The organism is Colwellia sp. KS18-150, assembly GCF_057551365.1.
Map to the genome: position 1 here is coordinate 224,361 of NZ_BAAJMC010000002.1, position 24,672 is coordinate 249,032.

The 24,672-nt window shown below is 37.6% G+C and carries 26 protein-coding genes; 12 read left to right on the plus strand and 14 right to left on the minus strand.

All coding sequences use genetic code 11. The annotated features are described in order from the left end of the window. Positions 1–13: 13 nt before the first annotated feature. Together AC27IF_RS04310 and dolP are read left to right on the plus strand one after the other, a co-directional pair. Positions 14–604, plus strand: a complete 591-nt coding sequence (locus AC27IF_RS04310; protein ID WP_487052502.1) for an SIS domain-containing protein — start codon at positions 14–16, stop codon at positions 602–604. 5 nt (positions 605–609) lie between these two features. Next, on the plus strand, positions 610–1,206 hold the full coding sequence (gene dolP, locus AC27IF_RS04315; protein WP_487052503.1) for a division/outer membrane stress-associated lipid-binding lipoprotein: 597 nt from the start codon (positions 610–612) through the stop codon (positions 1,204–1,206). A gap of 121 nt (positions 1,207–1,327) precedes the next feature. Here the strand turns inward: dolP and AC27IF_RS04320 are convergent, their stop codons facing one another. The 7 genes from AC27IF_RS04320 to rplM form a co-directional block, all read right to left on the minus strand. Beyond that, positions 1,328–1,777 (minus strand): ClpXP protease specificity-enhancing factor, encoded by a 450-nt coding sequence (locus AC27IF_RS04320; RefSeq protein ID WP_487052504.1) that lies wholly within the window; start codon positions 1,775–1,777, stop codon positions 1,328–1,330. Between the two features lie 23 nt (positions 1,778–1,800). Then, positions 1,801–2,442 (minus strand): stringent starvation protein SspA, encoded by a 642-nt coding sequence (gene sspA, locus AC27IF_RS04325; protein ID WP_487052505.1) that lies wholly within the window; start codon positions 2,440–2,442, stop codon positions 1,801–1,803. 120 nt (positions 2,443–2,562) lie between these two features. After that, entirely contained in the window at positions 2,563–3,261 is a 699-nt protein-coding gene (locus tag AC27IF_RS04330; RefSeq protein ID WP_487052506.1) for a cytochrome c1, read from the minus strand. After that, complete coding sequence (locus AC27IF_RS04335; protein WP_487052507.1) at positions 3,261–4,526, minus strand: cytochrome b; 1,266 nt, start codon at positions 4,524–4,526, stop codon at positions 3,261–3,263. The genes AC27IF_RS04330 and AC27IF_RS04335 overlap by 1 nt, the downstream gene beginning before the upstream one ends. Continuing rightward, complete coding sequence (gene petA / locus AC27IF_RS04340) at positions 4,526–5,128, minus strand: ubiquinol-cytochrome c reductase iron-sulfur subunit (protein WP_487052508.1); 603 nt, start codon at positions 5,126–5,128, stop codon at positions 4,526–4,528. Before petA ends, AC27IF_RS04335 begins: the two co-directional genes overlap by 1 nt. Before the next feature lie 382 nt (positions 5,129–5,510). Beyond that, on the minus strand, positions 5,511–5,903 hold the full coding sequence (gene rpsI, locus AC27IF_RS04345) for a 30S ribosomal protein S9 (RefSeq protein ID WP_487052509.1): 393 nt from the start codon (positions 5,901–5,903) through the stop codon (positions 5,511–5,513). A gap of 3 nt (positions 5,904–5,906) precedes the next feature. Next, entirely contained in the window at positions 5,907–6,335 is a 429-nt protein-coding gene (gene rplM, locus AC27IF_RS04350; protein ID WP_487052510.1) for a 50S ribosomal protein L13, read from the minus strand. 662 nt (positions 6,336–6,997) lie between these two features. On the opposite strand from rplM, the gene AC27IF_RS04355 reads away from it, so the two are divergent. The 9 genes from AC27IF_RS04355 to yacG all read left to right on the plus strand — a co-directional run bounded on the left by AC27IF_RS04355 (position 6,998) and on the right by yacG (position 14,876). Further along, complete coding sequence (locus AC27IF_RS04355) at positions 6,998–7,435, plus strand: pilin (RefSeq protein WP_487052511.1); 438 nt, start codon at positions 6,998–7,000, stop codon at positions 7,433–7,435. Between the two features lie 76 nt (positions 7,436–7,511). Then, the gene (locus AC27IF_RS04360; protein WP_487052512.1) at positions 7,512–7,931 is read left to right on the plus strand and encodes a pilin; all 420 of its coding nucleotides are present in this window, start codon (positions 7,512–7,514) and stop codon (positions 7,929–7,931) included. Between the two features lie 27 nt (positions 7,932–7,958). Further along, complete coding sequence (locus AC27IF_RS04365; RefSeq protein ID WP_487052513.1) at positions 7,959–8,639, plus strand: hypothetical protein; 681 nt, start codon at positions 7,959–7,961, stop codon at positions 8,637–8,639. 234 nt (positions 8,640–8,873) lie between these two features. Further along, positions 8,874–10,577 carry a type IV-A pilus assembly ATPase PilB gene (pilB, locus tag AC27IF_RS04370; RefSeq protein WP_487052514.1) on the plus strand — a complete coding sequence of 568 codons (1,704 nt, stop codon included), beginning with the start codon at positions 8,874–8,876 and terminating at the stop codon, positions 10,575–10,577. Between the two features lie 138 nt (positions 10,578–10,715). Beyond that, on the plus strand, positions 10,716–11,963 hold the full coding sequence (locus AC27IF_RS04375) for a type II secretion system F family protein (protein WP_487052515.1): 1,248 nt from the start codon (positions 10,716–10,718) through the stop codon (positions 11,961–11,963). Between the two features lie 209 nt (positions 11,964–12,172). Continuing rightward, positions 12,173–13,057, plus strand: coding sequence for a prepilin peptidase (locus tag AC27IF_RS04380; RefSeq protein ID WP_487052516.1), 885 nt, complete (start codon positions 12,173–12,175; stop codon positions 13,055–13,057). 3 nt (positions 13,058–13,060) lie between these two features. Beyond that, complete coding sequence (gene coaE, locus AC27IF_RS04385; protein WP_487052517.1) at positions 13,061–13,669, plus strand: dephospho-CoA kinase; 609 nt, start codon at positions 13,061–13,063, stop codon at positions 13,667–13,669. A gap of 129 nt (positions 13,670–13,798) precedes the next feature. Continuing rightward, positions 13,799–14,560, plus strand: a complete 762-nt coding sequence (gene zapD, locus AC27IF_RS04390; RefSeq protein WP_487052518.1) for a cell division protein ZapD — start codon at positions 13,799–13,801, stop codon at positions 14,558–14,560. 79 nt (positions 14,561–14,639) lie between these two features. Beyond that, positions 14,640–14,876: a DNA gyrase inhibitor YacG gene (yacG, locus tag AC27IF_RS04395; protein WP_487052519.1), complete on the plus strand. Its 237-nt coding sequence runs from the start codon at positions 14,640–14,642 to the stop codon at positions 14,874–14,876. 90 nt (positions 14,877–14,966) lie between these two features. On the opposite strand, the gene mutT is transcribed toward yacG, so the two are convergent. The 3 genes from mutT to AC27IF_RS04410 form a co-directional block, all read right to left on the minus strand. Further along, positions 14,967–15,389: an 8-oxo-dGTP diphosphatase MutT gene (gene mutT / locus AC27IF_RS04400; protein ID WP_487052520.1), complete on the minus strand. Its 423-nt coding sequence runs from the start codon at positions 15,387–15,389 to the stop codon at positions 14,967–14,969. Positions 15,390–15,489: 100 nt separating this feature from the next. After that, the gene (secA, locus tag AC27IF_RS04405; protein WP_487052521.1) at positions 15,490–18,186 is read right to left on the minus strand and encodes a preprotein translocase subunit SecA; all 2,697 of its coding nucleotides are present in this window, start codon (positions 18,184–18,186) and stop codon (positions 15,490–15,492) included. A 76-nt stretch (positions 18,187–18,262) separates the two neighbouring features. Further along, complete coding sequence (locus AC27IF_RS04410) at positions 18,263–19,201, minus strand: peptidoglycan DD-metalloendopeptidase family protein (RefSeq protein WP_487052522.1); 939 nt, start codon at positions 19,199–19,201, stop codon at positions 18,263–18,265. 79 nt (positions 19,202–19,280) lie between these two features. Between AC27IF_RS04410 and AC27IF_RS04415 the strand changes: the two genes are divergently transcribed. Continuing rightward, a complete protein-coding gene (locus tag AC27IF_RS04415) occupies positions 19,281–19,757 on the plus strand; it encodes a DUF721 domain-containing protein (RefSeq protein WP_487052523.1) in 477 nt (158 codons plus the stop codon). A gap of 343 nt (positions 19,758–20,100) precedes the next feature. Here AC27IF_RS04415 and lpxC read toward each other — a convergent pair whose 3' ends face one another. The 4 genes from lpxC to AC27IF_RS04435 form a co-directional block, all read right to left on the minus strand. Continuing rightward, a complete protein-coding gene (lpxC, locus tag AC27IF_RS04420) occupies positions 20,101–21,021 on the minus strand; it encodes a UDP-3-O-acyl-N-acetylglucosamine deacetylase (RefSeq protein ID WP_487052524.1) in 921 nt (306 codons plus the stop codon). Between the two features lie 278 nt (positions 21,022–21,299). Beyond that, positions 21,300–22,463 (minus strand): cell division protein FtsZ, encoded by a 1,164-nt coding sequence (gene ftsZ, locus AC27IF_RS04425; protein WP_487052525.1) that lies wholly within the window; start codon positions 22,461–22,463, stop codon positions 21,300–21,302. A gap of 89 nt (positions 22,464–22,552) precedes the next feature. Further along, positions 22,553–23,788: a cell division protein FtsA gene (ftsA, locus tag AC27IF_RS04430; protein ID WP_487052526.1), complete on the minus strand. Its 1,236-nt coding sequence runs from the start codon at positions 23,786–23,788 to the stop codon at positions 22,553–22,555. Then, entirely contained in the window at positions 23,781–24,668 is an 888-nt protein-coding gene (locus AC27IF_RS04435; protein ID WP_487052527.1) for a cell division protein FtsQ/DivIB, read from the minus strand. The genes ftsA and AC27IF_RS04435 overlap by 8 nt, the downstream gene beginning before the upstream one ends. Positions 24,669–24,672 lie beyond the last annotated feature (4 nt).

Here is a 24,672-nt window from a genome sequence, read left to right on the forward strand (position 1 = left end):
CTACTCCTCACTAATGTTAGAACAGATCCAAAACAACTTTACCGAAAGTATTCAAACACAAATTGCAGCTACAGAAGAGCTATCTCCGGCAATAGAGCACGCAGGCTTAACCATGGTGCAAAGCTTATTAGCAGGTAATAAAATCCTGTCTTGTGGAAACAGCGGCTCTGCGGCATTAACTCAACATTTTTGTAGTCAACTGCTAAACCGCTTCGAAACTGAACGCCCAAGTTTACCCGCTATTAGCTTAGTTGCAGGTAGTGCAACCATGACTTCTATTGCTAACGACTCACAATATGATGAAGTTTTTGCTAAACAAATTCGTGCTTTAGGACATAATGGCGATATTTTATTAGCCATTTCTCCCAATGGTAATGAGCAAAGTGTAATTAAAGCTATAGAGAGTGCCGTATCACGCGATATGCCTATTATTGCTTTAACTGGTCACGATGGTGGTGATATATCAGGTTTACTCGGTGAGAGCGATGTTGAAATTCGTGTACCATCTGCCCGTATTGCTCGTATAAACGAGGTGCACTTAATTGTCTTACATTGCTTATGTGAGATTATCGATAGTACTCTATTTCCTCAATCGGAGTCATAACCGCTATGTTATCCCTTTATCAAACCAGTAAGAAAAAGTCAGTACGATTAGTCGCTTTAGTTACCCTAGTGTCAATTCTACAAGGTTGCGCTGCCGCTGCTGTTGTGGCTGTTGGAACGGGTGCATCAATGGCAACAGATAGACGAAGTATTGGTAATCAAATTGACGATCAAAACATCGAGCTTGAAGCTTATAATGAAATCACTAAAAATAAATCTCTAAAAGAAAACACCAACTTACACGTTATCAGTGTCAATGGCTCAGTATTAGTTATTGGCCAAGCACCAAATACTTTCCAAAGGGATCAAGCGGTAAAAATCATTAATAACATTAATGGTGTTGCTAAGATTCACAATCAAATCCGAATTGGCAGTACTACATCACTTACTACTCAAACCAACGATGCTTGGTTAACATCGAAAGTTAAAGCTGCACTATTTTCAAGTGATGAAGTAGGCGGTAATGATGTTAAAGTGATCACAGAAAACGCTGAGGTCTTTTTGATGGGGCTAGTTTCTAAAAAAGAAGCCGATGCTGCGATTAAAATTGCTCGCAATATAAGTGGTGTCAGTAAAGTTTTTAAAGCGTTTGAATATATATAATCCTTGACGCTTGGGATTAGCTATATTTTCACTAGATATACCTTGATATTGAATTACTAAGATTAAATAAGTTCAATATCAAGATATGAAACAAGTATTATAATCGCCAAATAATGGCATGTTATTTAATAACTTTTAAACTTGCCTTACCTTTCGCTGGTTTTGTTGGCTTAGATGCTTTATCTGAAGAAGAAACACTGCTTAAACTAGGTTTAGGCTTATGTTCAACTTCTTGTTCAGAATCATTTTCATCTTCGCTTGGATGCTCTATAGGTAATGATGTACCTGCACCGTTTTCTTTTGCGTAGATTGCGCCAATGGCTCCATAAGGTACGGTTATATGCTCTAGTTTTCCGCCAAAACGAGCACTAAACTCTATAGTTTCAGCACCTAAAGCAATAGTCCCAACAGCATTTGCATCAATATTCAGTACTATTTGACCATCATTGACATAAGACATAGGCACAAGAACACCATACACATTTACATCAACAACTATGTAAGGTGTTAAATCATTATCAGAAATCCACTCATAAAAAGCCCTAACGAGATAGGGCTTATTAGAAGTCATTTTCTCTAAACTCTTATCAGCCATTAAGCAGGATGACCAAAGCGTAATTCACGCTCAGCTTCAGTTAATGATGCTTGGAAAGACTCACGTTCAAACAAACGTAACATATAAGTTTTTAGCTCTTTTGAGCCTTGACCCACAAGCTCAATACCAAATGCAGGTAGACGCCATAACAACGGTGCTAAATAACAATCAACTAAGCTGTACTCTTCACTCATAAAGTAAGGAGCTTCGTTAAGAATTGGTGCAACACTTAATAAGCTTTCTTTTAGCTCTTGACGTGCTTTCTCAGCTTCATCAGCAGTACCTGTTTGAATCTTAGCAGCTAAGCTATACCAGTCATTTTCAATGCGGTGCATCATTAAACGACTACGGCCACGTGAAACTGGGTAAACAGGCATTAATGGTGGATGAGGAAAACGTTCATCTAAATATTCAATAATGATTTTAGCTTCATATAATGCTAATTCACGATCAATTAATGTTGGCACTGTTCCGTAAGGATTTAAGTCAATTAAATCTTCTGGCAAATTGGCTAAATCAACTAACGTGATATCAACACCTACGCCTTTTTCTGCCAATACTATTCGTGTTTGATGACTATACATATCATCAGCATGCGAGAATAACGTCATTACAGAACGTTTATTTGCTGCTACGGCCATAGGGCCTCCTTTAATTTACTTTAAAATACTTTGCTGATTTGTCTATCAATAAAGCAACAAAGGGGTATCTGATAACAAGTATCAAATCCCCCTAATAATAATACGATGAGTATTAATAATTTAGTGTACGTCTTTCCAGTATTCTTTCTTAAGGAAGTAAGAAATTATGAAGAAGATCAATAAGAAAATTAGTACTTTATAACCCATAGCTTTACGCTCAAGTTTACTTGGCTCACCAACATATTCTAAAAAGTTGGTTAAATCACGTACCACAATATCATATTCTTCTTCAGTTAAACTGCCACCCATAGCTGGACTGATATTACCCTGTTCATCAATGGTGCTAATACCTTGCAAATCTTGTAAGACATGCGGCATACCAACATCTTTAAATACTGTATTGTTAACACCAAATGGACGTGATTCGTCTATATGGAATGAACGTAAATAAGTATAAATCCAATCAGGGCTACGTAATCGTGCTTCCAATGTTAAATCTGGTGGCGCAGTACCAAACCAATTAGCCGCTTCTTTCGCTGGCATAGTATTAGTAATGTGATCACCAGCTTTCTCACCAGTATACATATAGTTAGCAACACCATCTGCTTCTTCAATACCTAAATCCGCAAAGGTGCGATTATAGCGTTGATACTGCAGCTGATGACAACCTAAGCAATAGTTAATATAGGTTTTAAAACCATTTTTTAATGATTCTTTATCGGTAAGATCATTATTGGCTTTATCTAGTGGCACACTTGAACCAGCAGCTATTGCAAACAAAGGGAAAAGCGCACATAAAGTTAAAATTAATTTTTTCATTAGTGTGAAACCCTCTCTGGTACTGGCTTACATTTTTCATTCTTAGAATAAAACCAAAGTGCTACAAAGAAACCAAAGTAACCAAAGGCAGCGACAATCCCAATCATATTAGCGGTTGGTGTTGCTGGCATAGTACCTAGTACACCCAACACGATAAAACTAATTGAAAATTGAATTAAGTTTAATAAATGTAACTTAGAACGGAAACGCACTGATTTAACGACACCGCGATCGAACCATGGAAGTAAGAACAACACAATGATTGCCGAGAACATGGCAATAGTACCTAACAATGGATCCGGTACAATACGTAATACGGTAAAGAATGGACCGAAGTACCACACTGGTACAATATGCTCAGGTGTTTTCAAACCATTAGCAGGTTCAAAGTTTGGCGCCTCAATAAAGTAACCGCCACCATCTGGTGCAAAGAACATTACCCAACAGAATAAAATCAAGAAGCCGGCAACACCCATAATATCTTTCACAGAGTAGTAAGGGTGGAAAGGTATCGCATCAACAATATCGTATTTGCCTGAATACTGTTCATGGAATGTAAATTTACTTTGATCTTCAGGTTTAATAGAACCTTTCTTCTTCTTAACTTCAACACCGTCAGGGTTATTTGAACCCACTTCATGTAGAGCAAGAATGTGTAAGAACACTAAAATAACTAATACTAAAGGTAATGCAATAACGTGTAAGGCAAAGAAACGGTTTAACGTAGCACCAGAAATAACATAATCACCTCTAATCCAAAGTGTTAAATCATCACCAATAACAGGTATCGTACCGAATAGGGATATAATTACTTGTGCACCCCAGTATGACATATTACCCCAAGGTAATAGGTAGCCCATAAATGCTTCGGCCATCAATACCAAGAAGATCAACATACCGAAGATCCACAATAACTCACGCGGCTTTTGATACGAGCCATACATTAGACCACGCATCATGTGTAAATATACCACGATAAAGAATGCTGAAGCGCCAGTAGAGTGCATATAACGTAGCAACCAACCGTAATCAACATCACGCATAATATATTCAACACTAGCAAATGCACCATCTCCTGACGGTTCATAGCTCATAGTTAGCCATACACCCGTTAAAATTTGATTAACTAGTACCAGCATGGCTAACGAGCCAAAGAAATACCAAAAGTTAAAGTTTTTCGGTGCTGGATATTGTGCCAAATGCTTATTCCAAGCATCGGTTAAAGGTAAGCGCTTGTCCATCCAAGCCATAAAGTTAGTGAACATTATGAATCTCCCTTACTTGCAGCTGGAGCAACACCGACTAACAATGTATTGTCATCTATATATGAATGCTCAGGAACCACTAAGTTTAAAGGTGCTGGAACGCCTTGGAAAACACGGCCAGCCATATCAAATTTACTACCATGACAAGGACAGAAGAAACCGTCATTAACACCTTCAACGAATTGTTCAAAATCACCAACGTGCGGTGTTGGGGCACAACCTAAATGAGTACAAACACCTAATGCCACCATAAATTCAGGCTTAATTGAGCGATATTCATTAGTAGCATAACTAGGTTGTTGGGCCATTTCAGATTGTGGATCACGTAATTGGTCATCATGCTTAGCTAAATTTTTAACTATTTCATCAGTACGACGAACAACATAGATAGGTTTACCACGCCATTCTGCACGGATTAATTGACCAGGCTCAATTTTACCTACATTGACTTCAACTGGAGCACCCGCAGCTTTCGCACGGGCACTTGGGTTCCAGGAACCAATGAAAGGCACAGCAACACCGACCACACCAGCACCACCAACAACGGCAGTAGCCGCAGTTAAGAAGCGTCGGCGGCCGTTATTCACAGGCACATCGCTCATTCACACTCTCCAAATCACATTAATGATCAACAATTATTATTTAACCTTACCAATCATACTGTTAGTAATGTATGAGTTAGCATAGCCTTTATTTTTGTTTGATCAAATTTATACCAAAGGGTATATCGACAAAAAATTTTTATGATCATAAAGAAATAGGGCATTTTTTACAAGGTAAAAAGATGTTTAACCACTGTAAAAGCAGAATTATTTTGATCTCTGTCGCATTAGATGAAAACTTACCAAACCTTTATGGTTTATTTATATTTAGCTGTTCAATAAATATTAGTTAATGAAGCAGAGTTAATTCGCTCTTATCAGTAAAAGTCAGACATAAAAAAACCGACACAAGGTCGGTTTTTTGAAAACGTATAAACGAATATTAACGTTTTGAGAATTGTGGTTTCTTACGTGCTTTATGTAAGCCCACTTTCTTACGTTCAACTTTACGAGCATCACGAGTAACGAAGCCAGCTTTACGTAGATCACTACGGAAAGTTTCATCGAACTCCATTAATGCACGAGTAATACCGTGACGTATTGCACCGGCTTGACCAGAAATACCACCACCAACTACAGTGATGTTAAAGTCAAACTTTTCTAACATTTCAACTAACTCTAACGGTTGACGAACAACCATACGAGCAGTTTCACGTCCGAAGTACTCAGAGATATCACGTTTGTTAATTGTGATTGCACCGTTACCAGCTTTCATGAACACACGAGCAGTTGAGCTCTTGCGACGACCAGTACCGTAATATTGATTATCAGCCATTGCTTACAGCTCCAAAAGTTGTGGTTGTTGTGCAGTATGCTTGTGCTCTGCACCGGCATACACTTTTAATTTGCGGAACATTTCACGACCTAAAGGACCTTTAGGTAACATGCCTTTCACTGCAAATTCAAGAACACGTTCTGGTGCTTTTTCAATTAGCTTTTCAAAGCTAATTTGCTTAAGACCACCAGGGAATTCAGTATGCGAATAGTAAATTTTACCTTTCGCTTTATTACCAGTTACACGTACTTTCTCAGCATTGATAACAACGATGTAATCGCCAGTATCTACGTGAGGAGTATATTCTGCTTTATGCTTACCGCGTAAACGGGTTGCAATTTCAGTAGCGATACGACCTAAAGTTTTATCTTCGGCGTCCACTAAGAACCATTCGCGTTCTACGCTTGCTGGTTTAGCTACAAAAGTTTTCATTAAAAAACCCAATCTTATAAATGTTACTTAAATAACAGTACAAATCTCTAAAAAAATAAAGTTGCCCTGTCGGTTAATAATAGACCACGCAATTACCCCTTCGAGTATCGAGCCTAACGCCTTTAATATCATTAACTAAAACAATAAAAAGACAGTTTGTAACGTAGGGAGCGCGGATTATACAGAAGAATAAATATAAAATCACCTATCTTCTAACAATAAAGTGTAAATAATTTGCACAATTTACCCCTGATTACTTATTATCTACCAATTCTAATATAACTTAATCAAGTCATATAGATGTCATAATAAGAAGTACGAATAACCACGTTGTTTATTTTTAGACTAAATATGCTGCCAAATTCATCAATTCCTTCATTTTAAAGGCAATATCGACGTTTATTTTACATTTAGGCTTTACAAGTCCTTTAACTTGTTTATATTAAAAACAGCTTCCAGTAATTCTAGCTGTACTTGCTATATTGAAAGCTAACGCTACAAGCGATAGGTTAACTAGGTGTTAACTTTGCGAACTGATGATTAATTATTGTTATCCGCTAAGTAAATAGCCTATTAAAAACTAAAAAAGTCGCCACATAATTTTACATTTGTAAATTTATGTCGCATATTAACTACAGCCCCCGTAGAAATTGATGGAAATTATGACTATGAAAACTATTAAAAACTTAAACGCAATGAATAAAGCCCAAAAGGGTTTCACTCTTATTGAATTAATGATCGTTGTTGCCATTATCGGTATTTTGGCGGCTGTGGCTTTGCCTGCTTATCAAACTTATACACAAAGAGCTGAATTTTCTGAAGTAGTACTTGCAGCAACCCCTTTCAAAAGTGCTTTTGAAGTTGCAGCACAAACTGGACGAATAGCTGCAATTGGAGATGCTGATCACGGAACAAATGGTATCCCTGCAGCTCCTGCGGCATCCGGCGTTGTAGCAAGTGTAGCTATGGCTGATGGTGTTATTACAGCAACAGGAACTGCTGATGTAGGCGGTGCAACTGTAATATTTACTCCAAATGGAATTGTTGCTCCAATACAGTGGGAACAAACAGGCACTTGTATTACGACTGGCCTTTGTTAATACAACAAAGCTAGAAGTCTTTGAAAGCTCCTATAATAGGAGCTTTTTTGTTTAATAGTATTGAAATGAGGCTGTAATGAAAAGTATTGGTTATTCTTCAAAAAGTAATGGCTTCACTTTAATTGAATTAATGATTGTAGTAGCCATAATTGGAATACTTGCATCGATTGCTATACCAGCATATAGGACATACATACAAAAATCAGCCTTTTCAGAGGTAATATTAGCTACAACTACTTACACAGTTGCTTTTGAAGTGGCTTCACAGTCAGGGCGATTCAACTCATTAGCGGGGGTAAATAGCGGTACAAATGGTATTCCTAATGCAGCTATACCTAGTGGGGTTATCGCTAGTGTAACAATGACAGATGGTGTGATTACTGCAACAGGGACGGCTGAAGTTGGCTCTTATACTTATATATTAACACCAAATGTAGCTGTAAGCCCTATACAATGGGAGGAATCAGGTAGTTGCATCAGTGCTGGGGTTTGCTAAGTAGTAGTTAAGGTGCATTAAAATTTAATGGATAAATTAAAATTAAAGTATTTTTACTATCACCTTGCTATAAGTATTTTTATAGTGATAAGTATTGCTTTAATATGCCAATTCATTTGGTTTCCCAGTCCTTTTCTAGAAATTGATGGTACCTGGATAGCCTTATTTATATTATCAGGCGTGGACATTGCTCTAGGACCACTTTTAACGTTATTAACTGTATCCTCCAAAAAATCAAGAAAAGAATTATGTATTGATATTTTAATTATTATTTCAATCCAAATAACAGCGTTAGGTTATGGGCTATCTCAAATAAAACAAGAACAAGTTTGGGCTATAATACACCTAGATGGTGCCTTTAATTTAGTAGCTAAAAAAGAAGTTTCAGAATTTCAGCTGTCAAAAAAACATGATTTACCAATGTATAATGGCGTATATTATGGAATGGTGTTAAATTCACAATTAATTGAACACGATAATAATACAACTCCTCTGTTATATTCTCCTAATAGGTTCCGCAAAGTATCCCAAAAAGAGATGTCAATTACAGCTCTCCCTTTTCAAAACTTGCCAATAGAAGTACAACAAAAATATAACTCCAAATACACTTTTAAAGTTCTTGCAGGAAAAAAGCGTTCTGCAGTTGTAGTTCTAAATAGTCATATGGAACTTATTGACATAATATTGATTCCAAAAAGTTATAGCTAATTAATAAGTTAGCTAGCATTTATTAAAGTTGAATTAAGAACCTAAAATATCGGATGATAAACTTCTGCGAAATGAAAACTGTCCGAATAGAACTAATGTCATCATACTTTTTAGATAATAATTATTTTTAGGTTTGGGGGTTAATCAAAGAAACTTTTGTTATTTTATATAAATGTACGTTACACTCAGATCATCTGTTTCAATGAGTTTATTCAAAAGGTTACCTGAAAAATCATGAAAGGAAATCATCAACAATCAAGTGTTTTATCTGCCTTATCTAAAGAGCAACTAATTCCTATAGAAAGTATTGATGATATTTTTGATGATTTTTCTGGTAAAAATAAACCTTTTATTCGCTACCTTGTTGAAGATCATAATTATGATGGCAGGAAAATTGCCCAAATCCTTTCCAATAAATTCGGTTATCCTTATATTCAACTGATTAATTTCGATACAACCTTGGTTCCCGATGGTGTTCGTAACGAAAAGCTGATCACCAAGCATAATGCTTTGCCTTTGTTTTTACGTGGCAAGGTATTGTTTGTTGCCATGTCAGATCCTACTAACCTCGACGCTTTAGAAGAAATCCAATTTAATACTGGCTATAGTACAGAGCTAATATTGACTGATGAACATGGCTTGCAAGCCTGTATTGAAAAAGTATTAGAAGATGAAAGTGATGCCCTTGATATTACCGATATTGATTCAGAAGAATTATCTGGACTAGAGGTTCAAGAAGAGAAAAAAGAAGATGATGCTGGTGGTGGCGGTGAAGATGATGCGCCAATTGTAGTCTTTATCAATAAAATATTACTAGATGCCATTAAAAAAGGCGCTTCAGATTTACATTTTGAGCCCTATGAAAAAGCATTTCGTATCCGATTTCGTATTGATGGTATATTAACTGAAATTGCTAGGCCGCCAGTAACCTTATCTTCACGTATGGCGGCACGCTTAAAGGTTATGTCCAAACTTGATATTGCCGAGCGCCGTGTACCACAAGATGGTCGGATAAAATTAGCCCTTTCTAAGAAAAAATCAATCGATTTTCGTGTCAGCACATTGCCAACCATGTGGGGTGAGAAAATCGTAATGCGTATTTTAGACTCATCCAGTGCCATGCTAGGTATTGATATGCTCGGGTATGAGGCTGAGCAGAAGAAAATTTATACCGAAGCACTAGATCAGCCTCAAGGTATGATATTAGTTACAGGCCCAACGGGTTCAGGTAAAACAGTCTCTCTTTATACAGGTTTAAATATACTTAATACCGCCGAGCGTAATATCTCAACAGCCGAAGACCCAGTAGAAATAAATCTTGAAGGCATTAACCAAGTACAAATAAATAACCGTGCTGGCTTAACTTTCCCTAGTGCATTACGCTCATTCCTACGTCAAGATCCCGATATTGTTATGGTGGGTGAAATACGTGATTTAGAAACTGCCGAAATAGCCATTAAAGCAGCACAAACCGGTCATTTGGTATTATCCACCTTACATACCAACTCTGCCGCAGAGACACTAACACGATTACTTAATATGGGCGTCCCCTCTTATAATGTTGCCAGCTCAGTAAGTATTATTATTGCTCAGCGTCTAGCAAGGCGATTATGCCCACAATGTAAAGAGCATGAAGAGCTCACTGAATTACAATTGGCTGAGCAAGGTTTCCCTGCCGAAAAATTAAGTGAAATAAAGTTATTCAAAGCTATTGGTTGTGAGCAATGCACTGGTGGTTATAAAGGCCGAGTCGGTATTTATGAAGTAATAAAAATTAGCCCTGAAATTTCGTCTATTATTATGGAAGGGGGCAACTCTCTGGATATTGCTCAGCAATGTCAAAAAGAAGGTTATAATAATTTAAGACAATCGGGATTAATAAAAGCAATGAATGGCATGACGAGCCTTGAAGAAATTAATCGTGTAACGAGTGCTTAGATAAATAGTAAAAGCGCGAACAAGCTCCCGCCTACCGGTAATGCTGGAAATTGCGCAAGTTTTAAGACTTTAATCACAAATTAAAATTAGAGCATTAAAAATAGCCCCTATAAACGAAAATAACAATAGGCAATAGATATGGCCACAGCAGTCGCAAAGAAAAATACTCCTAAGGTTAAAGCTTTAGATGTCTTCACTTGGCAAGGGGTTAACCGTAAAGGCAAGAAGATCAGTGGTGAATTGTCCGCTGGGAATATCATTGAGTTAAAAGCACAACTTCGCAAACAAGGCATTACCCCAAGCAAAGTTAAGAAGAAAGCCACCCCCTTATTTGGCATGGGAGGCGATAAAGCTATTACTCCAGCTGATATAGCAGTAATCTCTCGACAAATAGCTACAATGCTTGGCGCTGGTGTACCTTTAGTCCAAACCATTGAAATGATAGGTAAAGGTCATAGTAATGGTAATATGCAAAAACTATTGGGTGAAATAGGTAATAAGCTTGCTTCTGGTATTCCCTTATCGGATTGTTTACGAGATCACCCAAGATATTTTGATGACTTATACTGTGATTTAGTTGCTTCAGGAGAACAATCGGGCTCACTTGAAACTATCTACGATAGAATTGCCACCTATAAAGAAAAAGCCGAAGCATTAAAAGCAAAAATAAAAAAAGCCATGACTTATCCTATAGCTGTACTTGTGATTGCGGCAGTTGTGACATCCATTTTATTAATTTTTGTTGTGCCTGTCTTTCAAGAAATATTTGCAGGTTTTGGCGCAGAATTACCTGGCTTCACCTTATTTGTAGTTGGAATATCAGACTTTATGGTTGCCTATTGGTATATGGCTTTAGCTGCGATCTTTGCGGCTGGTTTTCTTTTTAAGCGTGCCCATAGAAACTCGTTAAAATTTAGAGATCAAGTAGATAGACAAATATTAAAGCTGCCTGTCATTGGTGATTTATTACAAAAAGCCGCTGTTGCTCGTTATGCCCGAACCCTTTCGACTACCTTTGCTGCCGGTGTACCATTAATTGATGCTTTAGAGTCTGCTGCCGGCGCCTCTGGTAATGCGGTATTCCGCGATGCCATTTTAGAAGTAAGAGCAGAAGTCACATCGGGTATGCAAATGAACCTCGCTATGCGTAATGCTAGCATCTTCCCAGATATGGTCATTCAAATGGTTGCTATTGGTGAAGAGTCAGGCGCTGTTGATGATATGTTAGCGAAAGTGGCCAATGTCTATGAAGCAGAAGTAGATAATGCTGTAGATAATTTAACCGCACTATTAGAGCCTATGATCATGGCGGTCTTAGGTGTTGTCATTGGTGGTTTAATTATTGCCATGTACTTACCAATATTCCAAATAGGGATGGTTGTTTAAATTGGTATAATTGCGCATAGTTTTGGACTTTAATGGCGCATAACTAACCTTGAAGAAGTTAATCGAGCAACGATTACCTATTAAAGTAGATGTATTTTAAAAGCGCGAACAAGTTCCCGCCTACTTTTTCCATCAATACTCGTAGGCGGGATTTTAATCGCGCATGTTTCTAATCGCGCACGATTTCTAATTTTATATTTTGAGTTATTATGTTTGAACAATCCGTTATTTTTTTCCAACAATCTCCATTTAGCTTTTATTGTTTTGTTGCTATTTTTTCATTGATGGTTGGTAGTTTTTTAAATGTTGTTGTCTATCGTTTACCTAAAATGATGCACAATGGTTGGTATCACGAATGCCGTGAATTTTTAGCAGATGAAGTTAAAGATATAAACCCACAAAAAATTGAACATTTAACCTTATCCAAGCCTGATTCCACCTGTCCTAAATGCAGTCATAAAATTCGTTTTTATGAAAATATTCCTGTCATAAGTTGGTTATTTTTAAAAGGTAAATGTAGTCAATGTAAAGAATCTATCTCTATTCGCTATCCAATGGTCGAAGCTGCAACAGCATTATTAAGTGTCGTAGTGGCGCAGCACTTTGGAGTAAATATAGAAACTTTACTCGTATTGATACTAACATGGGGATTGATTAGCCTTACGTTAATCGATCTTGATCACATGTTGCTACCAGATCAAATCGTGATGCCATTGTTATGGCTTGGCTTATTAGTCAATATAAATGGTACTTTTATTACACTAAGTGATGCTGTTATTGGTGCAGCTGTTGGTTACATGAGTTTATTTAGTGTTTTTTGGCTATTTAAGCTACTCACTGGCAAGGAAGGTATGGGGCATGGAGATTTTAAATTATTCGCCTTATTTGGTGCTTGGATAGGTTGGCAGTTATTACCTGTACTCATTTTAATGGCTTCTGTTGTGGGTGCAATTGTCGGTATTAGCCTGATGATATTTAAAAACCATCAACGAGAGCAGGCTATACCTTTTGGTCCTTATCTTGCGGTTGCTGGTTGGATAACCTTTTTATGGGGAGAAGGTATTTGGACTTGGTATTTAGGACAAATTAGCTAAATCATGTCTAATTTCATTGTAGGCCTTACTGGCGGTATAGGTAGTGGCAAAACCACTGTCGCCAATTTATTTGCCGAGTTAGATATTGATATTATTGATGCCGATATTATTGCCAGAGATGTGGTTGCAAAAGACAGCCCTGCCCTACAATCAATAAGCAGTCATTTCGGTACTCAATTTATTCAAGCCAATGGATTATTAGATAGATCGCTACTTCGCAAAAGAATATTTAGCTGTGCAGAAGATAAAATGTGGCTAAATAACCTCTTACACCCTCTTATTAGAGAACAACTTGTATTCCAAACTAAAGCAGCAAAAAGTCCTTATTGCTTATTAGTAGTGCCACTGTTAATTGAGAATAATTTAACCACCTTGGTTAATAGGCTCTTGGTCGTTGATGTGAGCGTATCAACTCAAATAGCTAGAACAACACAAAGAGATAACAACTCCATTGAGCAAGTTCAAGCGATTATCGATAGTCAAATAGATAGACAAGCTAGAATAGCAAAAGCTGATGATGTAATTAATAATGACCACAGTTCGATAGCAAAGCTTGGTATTGCTGTTGCTAAATTACATCAAACTTATTTAGATTTAGCCAACACCCCCTAATACTTCAAATATCCCCCTAAATTACCTAAGCGCAGGTCAAATAATGTCGCTAGCCCATAAATAATTCGCCATTTCTCTTATCTATGGTTAATATAATAAAATATATACTTTATTTTTGTAACTTTCTGCATGACAACGATTTTATATGAACATCCCCTCAACGAGCGGATTCGTAATTATCTAAAACTTGAGCAACTTTTCTCTCAAGCTTATTGTTGTGTTAAAGACGACGCCTCCCTTGAAAATATTCAACACAATTATCAGGTGTTTTTTAGTGCCTTATTCGCCATTATCGATACCCTAGATCGTGGTGATATTAGGGGCGACTTAATTAAAGATTTAGAAAAACTACAACAGAGTTTAGTCGTTTGGTCACAAGCACCGAATATTGATACCAGCGTATTAGAAGATACTTTACGAGAAACTGTCGCCTTAAACAGTGGTTTAAAATCTAGTACACAAACATGGTGTCAATTGAAAGAGCACAAATTGCTCGCCAGTTTAAAGCAACGTTTTGCCATTCAAGGTGGTAGCTCAAGTTTCGATTTACCTCAGTTACAGTTTTGGCTACATCAAAGCAATGATATTATTCATACTGACATTAAACACTGGCTTACTTTGTTAGATGATATTAAATGCTCATTAGCTTTGGTGCTAAAATTTATTCGACAACGCGCAGAGTTTGAGTCATTAGAAACTGAAAGTGGTTTTTATCAAGATAACGGTGAGGGTTTACTGTTATTGCGTATTAAAGTTGCACAAAGTGCACAATATTACCCTACCGTTAGCGGTAACAAGTTTCGTTATTCAATTCGCTTTATGTTGCCGTGTGAAAAAGATGGACGAAGATATTCAAATCAATCGACAAAATTTCAACTCGCTCGTTGTTAACGTGAAGCAAGTATAAATTTACCCCTAAGCAAAGACACTGCTATAATAACCTTATAGACTGAAACAATTTATCCTGATCATGACCTTAAAAGTATCCTGCCCTAACTGTACAAAAGACGTTGTTTGGCATGCCGACAATGAATTCCGCCCATTCTGTAGTAAACGATGCCAGCTAATTGATTTAGGCGAATGGGCCGAAGAAGGGCATAAGATTAGCCAAAGTATTCAAGGAGCAACGCCTTTAACGGAAGAGATGCTTGATGCAATGGAAGATGAGTTTTTATTAAATAATAAGTTTTTTGTAGAGCCTGAATAATTTAGTCAGGACAATAATTGAAGGGATTATTTAAATAAGCGCGAATAAATTCCCGCCTACGGAAAATGTAATTAATGACTTAAATGACATTTAGTGGAAATTAAGTAATTTAGCAATTATTTCTTGATTAGCCGCTGGGAAATCTAACTCTTTAAGTTCATTCAGTGAAAACCATCCCTGTCCTTGCCCTTCTTGGGCACTTGGCTCACCGTTATAGTTATCTACGACGAAAACTTCTAAACATACGGTAACACCACTGCCATTTTTACCATGATATGTATGCTCTACTACGGTAAGTGGTATGCAACTCAACACTTCAATCGCGATTTCCTCTTTAAGCTCTCTTGCAAGCGCTTGAGCAACAGTTTCATTGTTTTCCACCTTACCACCAGGAAATTCCCACTTATCACCTTGATGGCTTTCTTTTAGGCGTTTAGTTAGAAAGTACTGAGGTTGTTGATGTTCGTTGTTTGCAACAATAACACCTACAGCAACATGAATAGTTTTAGACATAAAAATCCAAATGATAATTTGAGTAATTAGGTGTTCTAGAAGAAATCAAATACTCAGTATGAATGAAGCTTTGTCATTCATACTGAGCTTGCGAAGAGGGTTAAGTCAACTTCCCGTGACATTGTTTGTATTTTTTACCTGAGCCACAAGGACATGGCTCATTACGACCTACGCGAGGCATGACAGGTTTTTCATCAATACCGGCTGCACTTTGATGTTGAAACTCAGTTGCTGTTTCTGATTTTCTATGTTGCTCTTCTACCGCTTCAACATCAGACTCAGCTTGGATTTGTACTTTTGATAAAATACCTACCACATCAAATTTCAAGTTATCTAACATTTCTGTAAATAACTCAAAAGATTCGCGCTTATATTCTTGCTTAGGGTTTTTCTGCGCATGTGCACGTAAACCAATACCTTGACGTAAATGGTCCATCGCTGCTAAATGCTCTTTCCAGTGAGAATCTAAGCTTTGTAACATTACCGCTTTTTCAAATTGGCGCAATACATCACTGCCAACCACTTCTTCTTTATCTTTATAAACCTGTTCGAATTCAGCAACAATTTTTTCACGAAGACTTTCTTCATGAAGCTTTTTATCTTCTTCTAGCCATTTTGAAACGGGTAAATCGGTATTAAACTCACCTTTTAACTGATCTTCAAGGGCATTAACATCCCACATTTCAACTAAAGACTGTGGCGGAATATGACCATCAATAACACTGTTAATGACATCGCCACGAATGTTGTCAATTACTGCGCCAATGTCAGCTTCATCAAGTAATTCATTACGCTGCTCGTAAATAACACCACGTTGATCATTAGCAACATCATCGTATTCAAGAAGTTGCTTACGCATATCAAAGTTGCGCCCTTCTACTTTACGCTGAGCATTTTCGATACTACGAGTAACCCATGGGTGCTCAATAGCTTCGCCTTGCTCCATCCCCAATTTGCGCATCATATTAGAAATACGCTCTGATGCAAAAATTCGCATTAACGGATCTTCCATCGACAGATAGAAGCGTGTTGCACCAGCATCACCTTGACGCCCTGAACGACCACGTAGCTGGTTATCAATTCGACGAGACTCATGACGTTCGGTCGCAACAATTTTTAAACCACCTAGTTCAAGTACGCGTTCATGGTCAATTTTCCATTGTGCTTTAACTTTTTCAATTTGTTCTTCGGTAGGATTTTTTAATTTGCTGATAGCTGCATCTAAATTACCACCAAGTACTATATCCGTACCACGGCCGGCCATATTAGTCGCAATAGTCACGGCGCCTTCTTTACCAGCATCTGCGACAATTTCTGCTTCTTGAGCATGAAACTTAGCATTTAGTACTTTATGCTTTATTTTAGATTTCTTTAAAAAGCTTGATAAGAATTCTGATGTTTCAATAGAAATTGTACCCACTAAAACTGGCTGTCCACGTTCTACACAATCTTTAATGTCATCTAATATAGCTTCAAATTTTTCTTCCGTTGTTAGGTAGATTAAATCTGCCATATCATCACGAACCATAGGTCTATGTGTTGGGATGATAACGGTTTCTAAACCATAGATATGTTGAAATTCAAAAGCTTCGGTATCCGCCGTACCCGTCATACCTGATAGCTTTTGATAGATTCTAAAGAAGTTTTGAAAAGTAATTGAAGCTAATGTTTGGTTTTCATTTTGAATATTTACACCTTCTTTGGCTTCAACAGCTTGGTGCAAACCTTCAGACCAACGTCGGCCTTCCATAGTACGACCGGTATGTTCATCAACGATGACAATTTCACCATCTTTTACAATGTAGTCGACATCTTTTTGGAAAAGTTTGTGAGCACGTAATGCCGCCATTACATGGTGCAATAAAGTGATATTAGAAGCCGAGAATAACGTTTCGCCTTCTTGAAGCAAGCCTTTCTCACTCATGATCTCTTCTATTCGTACTTGGCCACGCTCAGTTAAATAGATCTGTTTGGCTTTTTCGTCAATGGTGAAATCACCTTCAACAAAATCTTCACTTTGTCCTGTATCCTCGTCCTTGTCTTCTTCATTTTGAACTTCAAGGGTAGGTACAATAGTATTTATACTTTTATATAACTCAGAGCTATCTTCTGCTTGTCCTGAAATGATTAATGGCGTTCTAGCTTCATCAATTAAGATTGAATCGACTTCATCAACAATAGCAAAATTCAGTTTTTTCTGTGCTCGCTCTTCTGCAGAGAACACCATGTTGTCGCGCAGATAGTCAAAACCAAACTCGTTATTTGTACCATAAGTGATATCAGCTTGGTATGCCGCTTGTTTATCTTGAGGAGATAAACCTGCGATATTACAACCGACAGTTAAATCAAGAAATTCAAATAACGGACGACTCCAGTCAGCATCACGTGTTGCTAAATAATCGTTCACGGTAATAACATGCACACCTTCACCGGTTAATGCATTTAAGTATGATGGCAATGTCGCAGTTAAAGTTTTACCTTCACCTGTACGCATTTCAGCAATTTTACCGTCATTAAGTACCATGCCGCCGATCATTTGTACGTCAAAATGACGCATATCAAAAACACGTTTACTTGCTTCACGAACGACAGCAAATGCTTCGGGTAAAATTTGATCTAGGGTTTCATTATTGGCAAGACGTTCTTTAAACTCAGCTGTTTTTGCTTTTAATTCATCGTCACTTAATGCTTCAAGAATTGGCTCAAGTGCATTTATTTTTTTTACTTCTTTGCGCATTTGCTTTAGTAATCTGTCATTTCGACTACCAAACATTTTAGTTAACAAGTTTACAAACATCTTATTTAGACCATTCTTTGAAATTGAGAGTACAAATCATTTTGTACACTGAGTGAATATTATATATTTTTTAACGTTATTTCGCTTTACGATAAACAAATTTAAGTGGGTTAATTTGTTTATTATTATGCAAGATTTCATAATGTACGTGTGGGCCTGTTGAGCGCCCAGTACTTCCCATACGTGCTATAACCTGTCCTTTGGTAACTACATCCCCCACATTAACTAATAATACTTTGTTGTGACCATAACGGGTTTTCAAACCATCGCCATGATTTATTTCGATTAACTGCCCATAGCCATATCGATCATCAGCCCAACTAACTACACCTGAAGCTGTCGCGATGATTTCTCCATCTTCTTTACCGGCAAAATCAATTCCTTTATGCATCGCTGGTCGACCATGAAAAGGGTCTTTACGCATTCCATAATATGAGGACAACCAACCTTTACTGATTGGCCTACCTGATAAATAGCGTGTATTTTCTATATGGTGACCTAAATTTAAAGATTCAAGCATTTGCAGCTGATTTTCTTCATGTTTTAATGTTGACTCTAAAACAGAGATTTCATTTAGTAACTGCTTAAATGATTTTCGAACTGCCTCACCATTAAAAGAAGCAGGTCCACCACTTGGTGGCAACTGTTGAAAATTAAATTCTTGTTCAGGTATATTGGCATTATCTGCCAAGCGCTCGCCTAGTGCATTTAGACGTAACACTTGAGATTGCAATTCTGCAAGCTTGATTGTTAATGCCGTTAGTTGTTGCTTTTTTAAAGCAACTAATTTATCTGAAGATTGTTTATTATCACTGACATTGATGTTATCTAATGGAGACGTGTTCTCAGACAAATAATCATTAGATTCTGTAGGTTGTTCGCTTGATGAAAGCATCAAATGCACAACTACGCCTGAAATGAAAGCAAATGCCAATACAGCAGAAAGCCAATGCAGCTTATTTAGGCGCATTGAAAATCTAACATTCTTTCCGCGGTATAGTAGTGTTAAACTCATATTGTATTACTTAGAGTGAGAATACTCTCACACCATTTTAGTGTTCAGGTTAACAAAATCTCAAGATCAGGTTTTTAATATGGCTCGCAGACCCAAAGCTCCCAAAGATATGTCAACGCTATTTAATTCGACGACAGGCACTTTGGCACAAATCAAGGCAAAAACCAACTCTTTGAGTCAATTGTGTGACATTGTACGACAAATTTGCCCTGACCTACCAGAAGATGCACTTAATATTACTAATTTCGTTAATAATACTTTAGTTATTGAAGTGAAATCACCAGTATGGGGGCAAAGATTACAATTTGAACGCAACAATATCTGCCAATCTTTACAAGTAGAAACTCAAGGTCAATTTAACCAGATAGATATAAAGATTAACCCTTATGGCCACCAACAAGCAGCTAAAAAAGCAAGCTATGCTAGAAAAGCTAAAACACCTTCAGCTAAAAGCATTTCTACAAAGACGGCAAAACATTTACTTGAAGTTGCTGAAAATGCACCTCAAGGTTTAAAAGAGAAATTAGAAAAGTTAGCTAAAATCGCCAACAAATGATTACATTATACCAATCCATCTAAAGAAGTGACCACTTAGAACGACATGGGCGTTATGAGAACAAAAAAAATATGTTTAGGTATAGTTATTCTACATCAAACAAATTTTGTGCTTTTATCATGATGCCCATTCGTTCCCAAAGGGCGAGTTTTAAAGGCTTATATGCTGCGTTATTAATTTTAACAATAGAATAACTATTATTTGCAATCAATGCCTTACCTCTAAACCTATAAATTCTCGCTAAGCGATCACTTTCTTAGATGGAATGGTATTAGAGGTATTTATAGCTATCCATAAACGCAAAAAACCGAGTAACAACTCGGTTTTTATTAATTTTTATAACTTAAAATGCGCTAGCGCTCACTTCTTGATACTCAATAGGTGCCAAAGCATTTTCTTGCTCAAATGTAACCCATTCCCAAGCATCTTCTTGTTTAAACACTTCTCTTAAAAGCATGTTGTTTAAACCGTGACCAGATTTAAAGGCATTTAATTCACCCAAGATACTGGCACTTCCCATATAAAGGTCGCCAATTGCATCTAAGATTTTGTGCTTCACAAATTCATCATCATAGCGTAATTCATTTTTATTAAGCATACGATAATCATCAAGCACAATTGCGTTTTCTAAGCTGCCACCTAAAGCAAGATTATGAGAACGGAGAAACTCAATATCTTTCATAAAACCAAAGGTACGAGCACGGCTAATTTCTTTAATAAAAGAACAGCTAGAGAAGTCCATACTCATGGTTTGACAGGTAGTTGCGATAACAGGATGCTCAAATTCAATAGCAAAATTAACTCTAAAACCATTATAAGGTAACAGCTCTGCCCACTTATCGCCTTCTTCAACTCGAATAGCTTTTTTAATGCGAATAAATCGTTTAGGTGCATTTTGTGTTTCGATGCCAACTGACTGAATTAAATATACAAATGGAAGTGCACTACCATCCATAATAGGAATTTCAGGAGCGTCAACATCGATAACTAGGTTATCAATACCTAAACCAGATACTGCCGATAACAGGTGTTCAACCGTAGAAACTTTAACTTGCTGTTCATTTACCAAACAAGTACACAGTGTGGTTTCACCCACGGCATCAGGCGTTGCTTTGATATCAACTACAGGATCGAGATCAACTCGACGAAATACAATACCAGTGTTTGCTGGCGCAGGTCGGAGAGTAACCTGTACCTTTTCACCTTTATGTAATCCAACACCTACGGTTGAAACGCTTGTTTTTAGTGTACGTTGCTTAATCATATTAGCCTCGTTTCTTCGCTTTTAGCTATGTATCTATTACTTACCGACAGACTTGTAACACTGAATCTACTTAATAAATTAAATTATTCAAACGTCAACAAATCAGACCACCCAATTTTGGCGGGCGCACAATATAACAAAAATAGCTAATAAAATCAAAATATCACTTTATGCTAGGTCAATATTATCTACTAGTTACAAAACGGTAACTTTTAGATTACGCTGACAATCCTTGGCTAGCCAGTATCATTTTGTAAATTTATTACTGTTATTTGTTACTAGTCAGCTTGCTTTCGCAAAAATGCTGGAATATCTAAATAGTTATCTAAATCAGCATGAGCAACCTTTTGTACATTACTATCTGTCATAGTCACCGGTTCAGCACTTGTTTCAACTTGTGGTGCTGCTGCAGGCGTATAATCAGCGCCAACTACTTTAGGCTCAACCATAGGTACTGGGTTCACTAAGGTAATATCAGGCTTACTTTCTGCGCCAATACCTGTGGCAACAACAGTCACTCTCAACTCTTCGGTCATTTCAGGGTCAATTACTGCACCCACAACCACAGTAGCATTTTCACTGGCAAATGCTTTTACCGCATTACCAACAGTCTCAAATTCATCAATGCTAATATCCATGCCTGCTGTGATATTAACTAAAATACCGCGAGCACCAGCTAAATCAACATCTTCAAGTAACGGACTAGAAATTGCCGCTTCAGCTGCTTCTTCTGCTCTGTCTTCACCTGATGCGATACCTGATCCCATCATAGCCGTACCCATTTCAGACATTACTGTGCGTACATCGGCGAAATCGACATTGATTAAACCCGGACGAGTAATAAGCTCTGCAATACCTTGAACAGCACCAAGTAATACGTTATTTGCCGCTTTAAAAGCGTCTAATAAGCTTGTGCCAGGGCCAAGTACTTTTAATAACTTCTCGTTAGGAATAGTAATTAAAGAGTCAACGCTTTTAGCTAGAGCCTCGATACCTTGATCGGCATAGCTCATACGTTTCTTACCTTCAAATGGGAATGGTTTAGTGACAACTGCCACTGTTAAAATTCCCATTTCTTTTGCTACTTCAGCAACAACAGGTGCAGCACCGGTACCAGTACCACCGCCCATACCAGCAGCGATAAAGATCATATCGGCACCTTGTAACGTTTGCGCAATTGTTTCTCTATCTTCTTCAGCAGCTTGACGGCCAATGTTAGGGTTAGCGCCAGCGCCAAGCCCTTTAGTAACATCAGATCCTAATTGCAATGTCACATTAGCTGACGAATTGCGTAACGCCTGTGAATCTGTATTTGCGGTAGTAAATTCAACTCCTTCAATGGTTTGACTTACCATGTGTTCAACAGCGTTGCCGCCGCCTCCACCTACACCTACGACCTTTATGACCGCTTCTTCGTTATGGTCTTCCATTAATTCAAACATTTTTTCTCTCCGTTTTTGCACTTAAAAATTAATTTTCTATAAAAATTTTATCGAGACGAATAATTTACTCACCTCGTTATTGATTAAACTTAAAATTCGCCTTTAAACCAAGCATGAAGGCGTGACCATAAACCGGTAACACCTTCAACCTTTGTTTGTTCTTGTACGCCTGATTCATGCGCTTGCAACCCATAATGCAATAGACCAACTACGGTCGCATAACTTGGATCATCAACATATTCTTTTAACCCTTGTACGGCTAATGGCTTTGCTAATCGTACTGGCATTTGAAAAACTTCTTCAGCAAATTCAACTACACCTTCCATTTTTGCAGTACCACCTGTGAGCACATAACCGGCAGCTATTTGATCTTCTAACCCGGCTTCACGAACTTCTTCTTGAATAAGCTCAAATAATTCATGATATCTTGGCTCAACCACTTCCGATAAGGTATGTCTTGACATACTTCTCGCTGGACGACCGCCAACACTCGGCACCTCTATACTTTCTTCCATACTGACTAAATGCTTTAATGCGCAAGCATATTGCACTTTAATGTCTTCAGCATGGCTAAGTGGAGTACGAAATATTTTCGCGATATCGCTGGTAACTTGATTGCCCGCTACCGGTATTACTGCGGTATGTCTTAATGCACCACCAGTAAACACTGAAATATCCATAGTGCCTGCGCCCATATCTACTACGCAGATACCTAACTCTTTTTCATCATCCGTTAATACTGAATAACTTGAAGCAAGTGCAGAAAAAATCAGTTGATCGGCATTTAAATTGCAACGTTCAACACACTTAACTAAGTTTTTTGCCATGTCATTCGCGCAAGTAATAATATGTACTTTGGCTTCCATTCGAACACCCGACATTCCAATAGGGCTTTTTATCCCGTCTTGAACATCAATGCTGTATTCTTGAGGCAATACATGCAACATACGACGTTCTGCTGAAATCGGTACAGAGCGAGCTGTATGAATAACATTGTCCACATCTTCTTGGATAACTTCTTTATCATTAATGGGTACCATGCCATTTTCATTTTGACAGCTGATATGCTTCCCAGAAATTCCTAAATATATTGAGCTAATTTGGCAGTCTGCCATCAATTCAGCTTCATTTATTGCTCGCTGAATTGATTGAATAACTAAATTAAGATCGTTTACTCCACCTTTATCCATACCTCTAGCAGGTTGATTACCAACCCCAACGATGCTCAGCTGATGATCAGGCGTGATCTCGCCAACGGCAACGGAAATTTTGGACGTTCCAATATCTAATCCAACGACTAAATTTCTTTCGGTAACTTTAGGCATTTAAGGTAAACTCTTTTTTCGTTATTTTAATTTTATTATCAAATTGGGCGCTTTTTAGTAATCCAACCCAATTATTTGTTTGTTTTTTATACGTTTTATTAGCTATAGTCTTCCAACCAACCGCCAACCCGGTATCATAACGTAAATCGATATAATCCACTGCTTGTTTCGGCTGTTTTTTGTTATTATTTTTCTCTTGTGCTTCTTGCTTTAAATGCAACTTTATTAATGGGTAGACGTCCATAAACCGCTGAATACGCTCTACCCTTTCTTCACGGCCTAAATTCAGCATTACGCCATCATTTAATGTTAGTTGCCATGAAAAACGTTCACTTAGCACTAACTCTTCAATTGCCAACTCACTGTACTCAAGTAAACCGTTCAAATCGCCATAGTTTTCTAGCGCCAACAACTCACTACCTTCTGGACCAAAGAACTGCGGTAAAGCATCATTAATTCTTGATGTATCTGCTTGAAACGCCTTACCAAATTGATTTAGTAAAAAGTCACCGTTCCATAAAGCAACAGGTGTTTGATCAACAACATAAATTTTTACTTCATCAGGCCATTGCTTACGCACTGCTACTGAGTACACCCAAGGAAGCGCCGCAACTTGGGCTTGAATATTATTTACATCGACTTCAAAAAAATTGCCTAAATCAATGTCATTCATCGCTGCCATAACTTCTTGTTCCTGAGTAAATGGCATTTCACCGCTGATCACTACAGAATTGACTGGTGAATTCTCTTGCCCAAATACTTGCTGCGATAACCACCAAGCTGTACTGATCAAAACAATAAGCACAGTAACAAAAAAGGCTAAGCCTAGGCCAAACGCCCAAGCTTGCTGATTTTTTGTTGCTGATGACTTATTCGTCATAGTA

Coding starts and splice junctions, on each gene's coding strand:
- AC27IF_RS04310 (WP_487052502.1), top strand. CDS start 14: ATGTTAGAACAGATCCAAAACAACTTTACCGAAAGTATTCAAACACAA.
- dolP (WP_487052503.1), top strand. CDS start 610: ATGTTATCCCTTTATCAAACCAGTAAGAAAAAGTCAGTACGATTAGTC.
- AC27IF_RS04320 (WP_487052504.1), bottom strand. CDS start 1,777: ATGACTTCTAATAAGCCCTATCTCGTTAGGGCTTTTTATGAGTGGATT.
- sspA (WP_487052505.1), bottom strand. CDS start 2,442: ATGGCCGTAGCAGCAAATAAACGTTCTGTAATGACGTTATTCTCGCAT.
- AC27IF_RS04330 (WP_487052506.1), bottom strand. CDS start 3,261: ATGAAAAAATTAATTTTAACTTTATGTGCGCTTTTCCCTTTGTTTGCA.
- AC27IF_RS04335 (WP_487052507.1), bottom strand. CDS start 4,526: ATGTTCACTAACTTTATGGCTTGGATGGACAAGCGCTTACCTTTAACC.
- petA (WP_487052508.1), bottom strand. CDS start 5,128: ATGAGCGATGTGCCTGTGAATAACGGCCGCCGACGCTTCTTAACTGCG.
- rpsI (WP_487052509.1), bottom strand. CDS start 5,903: ATGGCTGATAATCAATATTACGGTACTGGTCGTCGCAAGAGCTCAACT.
- rplM (WP_487052510.1), bottom strand. CDS start 6,335: ATGAAAACTTTTGTAGCTAAACCAGCAAGCGTAGAACGCGAATGGTTC.
- AC27IF_RS04355 (WP_487052511.1), top strand. CDS start 6,998: ATGACTATGAAAACTATTAAAAACTTAAACGCAATGAATAAAGCCCAA.
- AC27IF_RS04360 (WP_487052512.1), top strand. CDS start 7,512: ATGAAAAGTATTGGTTATTCTTCAAAAAGTAATGGCTTCACTTTAATT.
- AC27IF_RS04365 (WP_487052513.1), top strand. CDS start 7,959: ATGGATAAATTAAAATTAAAGTATTTTTACTATCACCTTGCTATAAGT.
- pilB (WP_487052514.1), top strand. CDS start 8,874: ATGAAAGGAAATCATCAACAATCAAGTGTTTTATCTGCCTTATCTAAA.
- AC27IF_RS04375 (WP_487052515.1), top strand. CDS start 10,716: ATGGCCACAGCAGTCGCAAAGAAAAATACTCCTAAGGTTAAAGCTTTA.
- AC27IF_RS04380 (WP_487052516.1), top strand. CDS start 12,173: ATGTTTGAACAATCCGTTATTTTTTTCCAACAATCTCCATTTAGCTTT.
- coaE (WP_487052517.1), top strand. CDS start 13,061: ATGTCTAATTTCATTGTAGGCCTTACTGGCGGTATAGGTAGTGGCAAA.
- zapD (WP_487052518.1), top strand. CDS start 13,799: ATGACAACGATTTTATATGAACATCCCCTCAACGAGCGGATTCGTAAT.
- yacG (WP_487052519.1), top strand. CDS start 14,640: ATGACCTTAAAAGTATCCTGCCCTAACTGTACAAAAGACGTTGTTTGG.
- mutT (WP_487052520.1), bottom strand. CDS start 15,389: ATGTCTAAAACTATTCATGTTGCTGTAGGTGTTATTGTTGCAAACAAC.
- secA (WP_487052521.1), bottom strand. CDS start 18,186: ATGTTTGTAAACTTGTTAACTAAAATGTTTGGTAGTCGAAATGACAGA.
- AC27IF_RS04410 (WP_487052522.1), bottom strand. CDS start 19,201: ATGAGTTTAACACTACTATACCGCGGAAAGAATGTTAGATTTTCAATG.
- AC27IF_RS04415 (WP_487052523.1), top strand. CDS start 19,281: ATGGCTCGCAGACCCAAAGCTCCCAAAGATATGTCAACGCTATTTAAT.
- lpxC (WP_487052524.1), bottom strand. CDS start 21,021: ATGATTAAGCAACGTACACTAAAAACAAGCGTTTCAACCGTAGGTGTT.
- ftsZ (WP_487052525.1), bottom strand. CDS start 22,463: ATGTTTGAATTAATGGAAGACCATAACGAAGAAGCGGTCATAAAGGTC.
- ftsA (WP_487052526.1), bottom strand. CDS start 23,788: ATGCCTAAAGTTACCGAAAGAAATTTAGTCGTTGGATTAGATATTGGA.
- AC27IF_RS04435 (WP_487052527.1), bottom strand. CDS start 24,668: ATGACGAATAAGTCATCAGCAACAAAAAATCAGCAAGCTTGGGCGTTT.